General features: G+C 42.9%; 2 protein-coding genes. Both read right to left on the reverse strand.

What is annotated here, in order from left to right; translation table 11 throughout:
- A partial coding sequence (locus CKO50_RS02980) for a GAD-like domain-containing protein (RefSeq protein ID WP_303621303.1) occupies positions 1 to 438 on the reverse strand: 438 nt, incomplete at its 3' end.
- Positions 439 to 450: 12 nt separating this feature from the next.
- Positions 451 to 801 (reverse strand): polymorphic toxin type 15 domain-containing protein (locus CKO50_RS02985; protein WP_255229239.1); only part of this gene is annotated, 351 nt, incomplete at its 5' end.

Consider the following 801-nt stretch of genomic DNA (forward strand, 5'->3'; position numbering starts at 1 on the left):
TCGCTCAGGGTCTTGAAGCGCTATAAAATCTTTTGCGGTTTGGTTAGCCTTACCAGCTGCAATATCTTGCTCGCTTCCTTCGCTTGTTGTTATCCAGTTAAGGTGCGGGCTGATTTCAAGGGATTCACCTGTTTTTTCGCCGTAAATCTGAAGTTCACCCCAAGCATTGCGCGCAATAACATAATAAATATCATCTTGCTCAAACGGAGTATCTTCTAAAAATCGGTCAAGAATGTCTTGATAATCCGCGGGATTTGTCAGCCAAAATAAACCATCGGCAAAACCGCTGAAGCCAAGTATTTGCCAGTATTCAAGTAGCTGGTCAGGCAGCTTTCCTCGATACGCCTCTATATCAGCGGTAGTCGCGGGTATAATTGTTGTTGGTTGGCCAAATTCGCTTAAAAAAAAGGCTAAATCGTCATCATTCGTCTCTATCATGGGTTCTCTACTTTACTTTTTGTTTAACGGGCAGCGCTCAAGTCGAATGTTCAACTTAGCATCTGGGCCATATTCTTTAAATGCTTTTTCAACTTGCTCATCCATTAATTCTACGCGTGTTTTATCCCCTTTTTTACTTCCTATAGGTGCTTTGGCCCACTGCGGACCTATAGATTCATTAACTCTTTTATCGCCCAGACGAGTAACCTTATCATAACCGCCAGCGCCCATATCAGGGTCATGTAATGCATGTAAATTTTTCATAATCTCTGTTGTTCTTTGCGCGGCTAACTCATCCAGTGCTTTATTAACTCGCTGTCCGATTTCTTGGGCGGCTTGTTGCATATGTTGGTCGATTTTGGG

The organism is Pseudoalteromonas sp. HM-SA03 (assembly GCF_002289345.1).
Classification (GTDB): domain Bacteria; phylum Pseudomonadota; class Gammaproteobacteria; order Enterobacterales; family Alteromonadaceae; genus Pseudoalteromonas.